At 36.4% G+C, this 6157-nt stretch carries 7 protein-coding genes and 2 pseudogenes; 4 read left to right on the forward strand and 5 right to left on the reverse strand.

Going from position 1 to position 6157, the window contains the following annotated elements; all coding sequences use genetic code 11:
• Both HX743_RS15335 and HX743_RS15340 read left to right on the forward strand, forming a co-directional pair.
• Window positions 1-191 (forward strand): IS30 family transposase (locus HX743_RS15335; protein ID WP_178319630.1); only part of this gene is annotated, 191 nt, incomplete at its 5' end.
• Window positions 192-512: pseudogene (locus HX743_RS15340) on the forward strand (IS1595 family transposase); the annotation flags it as partial. It lies immediately after the preceding gene.
• Between the two features lie 66 nt (window positions 513-578).
• Here HX743_RS15340 and HX743_RS15345 read toward each other — a convergent pair.
• From HX743_RS15345 to HX743_RS16485, 3 genes are all read right to left on the reverse strand, one after another.
• A complete protein-coding gene (locus tag HX743_RS15345) occupies window positions 579-1811 on the reverse strand; it encodes an ATP-binding protein (protein WP_004726792.1) in 1233 nt (410 codons plus the stop codon).
• A gap of 550 nt (window positions 1812-2361) precedes the next feature.
• Window positions 2362-4017 (reverse strand): HNH endonuclease signature motif containing protein, encoded by a 1656-nt coding sequence (locus tag HX743_RS15350; protein WP_005245159.1) that lies wholly within the window; start codon window positions 4015-4017, stop codon window positions 2362-2364.
• Between the two features lie 284 nt (window positions 4018-4301).
• The gene (locus HX743_RS16485) at window positions 4302-4505 is read right to left on the reverse strand and encodes a hypothetical protein (RefSeq protein WP_004896916.1); all 204 of its coding nucleotides are present in this window, start codon (window positions 4503-4505) and stop codon (window positions 4302-4304) included.
• Between the two features lie 243 nt (window positions 4506-4748).
• Here HX743_RS16485 and HX743_RS15355 point away from each other — a divergent pair, with 243 nt between their 5' ends.
• Together HX743_RS15355 and HX743_RS15360 are read left to right on the forward strand one after the other, a co-directional pair.
• A complete protein-coding gene (locus HX743_RS15355; protein ID WP_000246755.1) occupies window positions 4749-4994 on the forward strand; it encodes a type II toxin-antitoxin system RelB/DinJ family antitoxin in 246 nt (81 codons plus the stop codon).
• On the forward strand, window positions 4984-5277 hold the full coding sequence (locus tag HX743_RS15360) for a type II toxin-antitoxin system RelE/ParE family toxin (protein WP_000221358.1): 294 nt from the start codon (window positions 4984-4986) through the stop codon (window positions 5275-5277). Before HX743_RS15355 ends, HX743_RS15360 begins: the two co-directional genes overlap by 11 nt.
• Before the next feature lie 128 nt (window positions 5278-5405).
• Here HX743_RS15360 and HX743_RS15365 read toward each other — a convergent pair whose 3' ends face one another.
• Window positions 5406-5735 (reverse strand): four-helix bundle copper-binding protein, encoded by a 330-nt coding sequence (locus HX743_RS15365; RefSeq protein WP_004827037.1) that lies wholly within the window; start codon window positions 5733-5735, stop codon window positions 5406-5408.
• A gap of 112 nt (window positions 5736-5847) precedes the next feature.
• Window positions 5848-6157 (reverse strand): annotated as a pseudogene (locus HX743_RS15370) (IS4 family transposase); the annotation flags it as partial.

Genomic DNA, 6157 nt, shown 5'->3' on the forward strand with positions numbered 1-6157 from the left:
GAGCTAGAAATGAAAATACGAATGGTTTAATCCGGCAATATCTGCCAAAATCATCATCGTTTGATGACGTGTCAAACGAACAAATAGAGCAGATAGAATTTGCACTCAACCATCGTCCTAGAAAAACCCTAGGTTGGTATACACCGAGTGAAGTTATGTCTGGTTTTTATACTGTTGCACTTGCCGCTTGAATCCGCCCTTTACAAGAGGTTATCATTGGTAAAGTTTCACTTGAGAGTGTGATTTATAGTGATGGATGGCGTGGCTATAATGGTCTTGTTGATGTGGGTTATTCAAAGCATTTTAGGGTAAATCACGGAGCAAATGAGTTTGCTAGAGGACAATGCCATATAAATGGAATAGAATCATTTTGGAGCTTTTGTAAAAGAAGGCTAGCAAAGTTTAACGGCATATCAAAAGAGTACTTTGATTATCATCTTAAAGAAACTGAATGGCGTTGGATGAGGGAACCTAATGAGTTAGCAACTGAGCTGTGGAACCTCATTAGGTAAAATTAAGTGTAAATCTGCTAGTCTAGAGCCATTAATAAATAAGAGTATCCATGTCTACCCTCAACTTTACTTATTTTCAGATAGCAACCAATCGAGAGCACTCATTTTTACAATACCATTATAATTCGCTTCAGTCCCTATGGTGTCTAAGGTAAGCAAATACTTGGGATACGAATCAGAAATTTTCTGTAATGGACGTAACTCTCGGCTGAGTGTCTCCTCATTGAGCGTTTCTAATGCCACCTGATAATAAGTTAAATTCTGTAAAGTATCGACAGCAACAAAATCGATTTCATATTCATCAACCCGCCCTACATAGACCGTATAACCTCGTCTGACAAGCTCAAGATAAATCACATTTTCTAAGATATGACCTTGATCAGCATTAGCATCAGGCAACATAATCCGGCGCAATCCGACATCAACTAAATAGTATTTTTCAGAGGATTGTAATAACTCACGCCCGCGTACTTTAAATTGTGCGGCACTATAAAATAACAAACTGTCCTGTAAGCCCTGAATATAGCGTTTTACTGTTTCAAATGAAATCTTAACCCCACTTGAAACAAAGGTATTTTTAATTTTATTGATGGAAATGGGTGAGCCTGTCACGCTTGCCAAATATCTTGCGACACGCTCGAGAGAGTTAATATCGGCCGTATTCAAACGGGGAATAACATCTTTAAACATTACACTGGCATAGACCGCTTGCAAGTAATCATAGGTTTCCTGCTGGCTGGTCATGGCAAGCGTATAGGGGAAACTACTGCGCGTGTACATGGCATACAAATCACGATTGGATAATTGTTGGATGATCGGATTATTTTCAATATGCCACTGTTTAAACTCTTGGAATGACAAGGGTAAAACATGTTGCTCGATATAGCGTCCTGTGAGTAACGTCGCAAGTTCTCCACTTAGAAAGAATGCATTTGAACCTGTAATATATAAATCGATATAATCCCGAACATATAAAGAGTCGACTACTTTCTCAAAATTTTTAACATGTTGTATTTCATCTAAAAAAACATAGTTTTTTTTACTTTTATCAACTTTGGACAATACATAATCATGTAGTTTACGGTAATCGGTGAGTTCTTCAAATTCCATAAATTCGAAGTTGATGGCAATGATGTTTTCGGCTTGTACACCCTGTGCTTTTAGGTCTTGTTGAAACATCGCCAATAAGGTGGATTTTCCAGAGCGACGCACACCTGAAAGTACTTTAATGACATCACGGTCTTGCCATGTATTCAGAAATTTTAAGTAACCATCACGTCGAATATTAGCGCTTCTCATTATTTACACTTAGAATCTAAAGTTTTAATAAATTCTATCAAATTTTAGAATACATGTGTGAATATACTTAATTTTAATAAAAGTTTAAAGGTTAAGTGAAACATTCAAATCTGCTGTTGAAGTATACGGATAGTAAATGTAATAAAAATCTAGATTCTATCTTTTTTGATTATTTTCCATGTCATGTTATGTCATTGATGCTGCGACTTAACTGCTATATAAATTAAGTGAAAAGTAAAAGGAATTAATATGTTAACTAGAGTGGAACTCATTTTTGTTGTGCTGATGGTCTCAGCCTTAATCCTAATTGCTTATGAAATGCTAAAAGGTTTATTTTAGAGCATCTATACAATTTTTGATCAAAAAAAGCCCACAGAGGGAATCTATGGGCGAAACTAAGGACCTTGACGGTCATTCAGAAACTACAGCTAGTTTCTGGTTGTGATTCTGGACTGAATTAAAAATAACCATATTGGCTGAATGTATCAAAAGTTAAATCATGTGATTAATCATTGATACATCTGCAAAAATGAGCTCATCGCTCTGTTGATTAATACAGTAATTCACCAAACAAATCCGCTCTAATCTCTTCCAGACTCAGATCTGATTTCATTCTATTACAGATGGGATGAACCAGCAGACCATTCTCTAGAACACCTTGCCCACCTACGGCTTTGGCAATCCGATGATCCGATTCAGTAGAATCAAGATAGATCAATCCATCACAAATGAGGCAAAAGTTATGATTACCCACCAGAAAATTGTGCTTAAGCAGACTCTTGGTTAATGCCGAAAAGGCCTTGGGCTTTGACCGAGAAATTGGACTAATCGACTCCACATATCCCACCACATGCTTGACGACTGCATCATCATAACCACCCAAAAATCTTTCGACATAAAACTCGTTAAAGTTTATGTACTTGAAGGCCTTAGACATGGACAGAATAAAGGTATTCAGGCATTCCTCATCATCAAAATCAACCTCCATTTCCAAGCTTAAGCAAATAAAGGCTTTATAGACAATTTGTAGCCGATCATAGCCCTTGATACCACTGCCGAACTTGCCGACCGTTTCGGTGGTCGCCACGGGGAAATTGGCGATCAAGAACTCAATACTACGGCGTACCCGGGTGAAGTCCTTGAAACTAATCTTTCGATGATGAATCTGCATGCGGCTTTCATGAATTTCATACACAATTGAAAACCATGCAAGAAAAGAAGTAATCTGAAAACGCTGATCCTTATAAAAATATAAGTATGGATGTAAGCCCAAACTCGGAACCCCAGCATTTTTTACAGGCGTCGCTATTCTGCAAAGAATGGTCAACAGATGCGACATTAGGTTTTCAACGCGCTCCCCCTGATTCAGACTCATAATATTATGAATCTGATCACCCGCAATGATATTCATCAGCTCATTGACCAGGCCAATTTTTTTGCCATGACTCATTTCATTGTCTAATAAAATGGTCGAAAAAAGTAACTGGTGGATCCTCTCCCCTAACTCAATCAACTCATTTAAACGTGTATATTGGAGCTCTTCTAGGTTAGATTTATTGTCATTGATATAACAACAGGCATAGATCGCATAATACGCGTCACTACCGCGATTTCTTAGGTGATATTCCTCATATTTATCTAAACGTTTAGTATCTGAGTTAATAGATTGAAATACCCGTCGCGCATCTTCCGGAGTCCCCAGTACCTGCCTGAAACTGATTTTAATATCTTCTAACTTCGACTTTTTTTCTGCAAATTCAGCATCAGTGCAAATTCTTTGAAAATCAGCGAGATCTCCTAAATAATTGCGGAGGTAACGAATATCTTGTTTTTGTGGATCATTGAAATTAGGTGCTTGAGTGACTTGCTCATCCGCAAAATATCTATTAATCCACGCATAGATACAGGAAAGACGATGTGCTCCATCAATAATGTAAATATTGCTGTGTATATCTTTCCAATACAAAATGCATAAATTGATGTTTTGATCTTCTGTGCAATCCTCAATAAAGTTTGCAATTTCTTGCACGCTCCAATATTCCGTAGAACGCTGGTTATCCGCTTTAAATAAACATTTGATGATTGGATGCTTTTCAAAATCAGTCAGTGCCACTTCAAAATTGTCACGCTGCATTGAAGGTGACATTTCTTCTGGCAACATGACTTTACGCTGAATAATATTGGTCAATAGTCGTGTAGAACCCATTTCTTATTTTCTCCAGGCAACACTTTCCTACTTTCGCTCAAGTACGAAATTTGAAAATGTATATAGTTCGATTTGGTTAAAGCTGTGAATTAAATGACCGTCAATATCCAGTCAGCGCTAACAAAAGAGACCTAAGAGAAATGGGGGGATTAGAGAACGTAATAAATCATAAAAAAGCCCCGATTGGAGAAAAGGGGCTTTAAAGATTGTATTATACCATTGAAAAATAAAGAAAAAATATAAGAATTTCGTATAAGGTGTATTATGTTAATTTTAGGAAGTCTTTAGAGTTGGCCTTCAAGTAACTGACCTATTTCTAACCTGGTATAGCCACGTTCTTTAAAGATCAAAATAATTGCTTTTTTATAATCTTCAGAAGTAGAAGTCTTATACTTAGTTATCAGTTGATTCTCAGAATTCAGCTCAAGATCATTTTTGATGGTCAATACTTCGCTAGAGATCTTGTTAAAGATATTTAGGTTAAACATACAGGCACTCGTCATCCGTATTATAGCGGCCCGACTATAACGAATACCTGTCTTAGCTACGCTAGACACCCTTAGCCGCAAGGATTACAAATTAAGAAAAATTCTGCAAGTTTCTGCCTATTGAAAGAATAAATAATATCTCCCAAATGCCATCCATTTAACATAATGGTTGTTATGCGAAGTCGACTTGTAATGCAATTTGCATTACAATATTCCTAGTACATTAAATACTTGGGAAATATGATGGCTACTGTTAACTTCAGGATCGATGAAGCCCTTAAAGAAAAATCTTATTCAATCCTTAAAGAGCAAGGTATTGCACCTACTGATTTCTTCACTAGTATTCTTGAGTATGTTGCTACGACTGGGAAACTGCCTGTCAAAAAAGCTTTGCTTTCGGAAGAAGATGAAGAATTATTAGCTCTTGTCCGTAAGCGCATTAATGATCCTAAAGAGATGTTTGAGGAAGTCACATTAGATGACTTATAAGCTTTTACGTCACAAGGACTTTACAGCAGAATGGGAAAAACTCCCTGTTGCTATACGAGATCAATTTAAAAAGAAACTAGCCAAAGTCATAGAGCAGCCACATATTCCAAAGAATATGCTTAGAGGCGATCTTGCAGGTTGCTATAAAATCAAATTATTAAAAGCTGGTGTCCGACTTGTCTATCAAGTTAAAGATGATCAGGTAGTTATCCTGCTCATTACCGTCGGAAAACGAGCTGATAGCATAGTTTATGACGAAGCGAAAAAGCGAATTAAAGACTAAAAATGGGAGCTTATAGCTCCCATTTTTGCCTTCGTATAAGGTGTATTATGTTAATTTTAGGAAAGGCTCTAGACTAGCAGAATGATTATGTTAGTCTAGAGCCATATAATTAACATTATTGAAGTATTTTACATGGCAATTTTTCGACATTCTTCTGCACACTGACGGCAAGCCTCAGCACATTTTTTACAATAATCATGTGAATGTTTTTCACACTCTTCCGCACAATATTCACAGATCTTAGCACAAAGCTCACAAATCTCTTTGAGGAAAGGTGAGTTATGTTGTTGCATACGCACACATAACTGACAAATATCTGCACATTCTAGACAACGTTGAATACATTCACGCATCATCTCTAAATCTTTTTCTTTTAAACAAGAAGTTGCACATTCAGTACAAATAAGTGAACAGTTTGTACATGCAGAAATACACTTTGAAAATTCCGTATTAATCATTTTTTACTCTCAACTTATATAATCAAAGAAATAATTAAAACATAATTTTTTTCTACTAATTATTTTAAATTATTAGTAAATGTAATACATAATGCTCTGTACACGACAAATTTCACAGAACCCTTATCCTATCAGGATTCTGCTTTCTTAAAATTGCCAAAATTTCCTTAAACTCTTCTTTTTTCCCAAAACCAATTAAACGCTGAATCGCCATTTGAACATAGTCTAAACCATAGCGAAATAAACTCATTGAGAGTCGTCCATGCTTCTTTATTTTTATCGCTTTTTTTTGATTATGTTGCCATTCACCCGTTAAGTAACACCAACAGAAGCTTATAGCTAACACCGCAATCAATTTTTTCACTCGTCTAGGGTCTGTCAAGCGCGTATTTTCAAGATTAAACCCGCGTCCTTTGAGACAA

The sequence above is a fragment of the Acinetobacter sp. Swhac1 genome (assembly GCF_013390985.1).
Lineage (GTDB): Bacteria > Pseudomonadota > Gammaproteobacteria > Pseudomonadales > Moraxellaceae > Acinetobacter > Acinetobacter towneri.

Bases quoted from the DNA above. Each gene is read 5' to 3' on its own strand.
- HX743_RS15345 (WP_004726792.1), bottom strand. From the start codon at position 1,811: ATGAGAAGCGCTAATATTCGACGTGATGGTTACTTAAAATTTCTGAAT.
- HX743_RS15350 (WP_005245159.1), bottom strand. From the start codon at position 4,017: ATGGGTTCTACACGACTATTGACCAATATTATTCAGCGTAAAGTCATG.
- HX743_RS16485 (WP_004896916.1), bottom strand. From the start codon at position 4,505: ATGTTTAACCTAAATATCTTTAACAAGATCTCTAGCGAAGTATTGACC.
- HX743_RS15355 (WP_000246755.1), top strand. From the start codon at position 4,749: ATGGCTACTGTTAACTTCAGGATCGATGAAGCCCTTAAAGAAAAATCT.
- HX743_RS15360 (WP_000221358.1), top strand. From the start codon at position 4,984: ATGACTTATAAGCTTTTACGTCACAAGGACTTTACAGCAGAATGGGAA.
- HX743_RS15365 (WP_004827037.1), bottom strand. From the start codon at position 5,735: ATGATTAATACGGAATTTTCAAAGTGTATTTCTGCATGTACAAACTGT.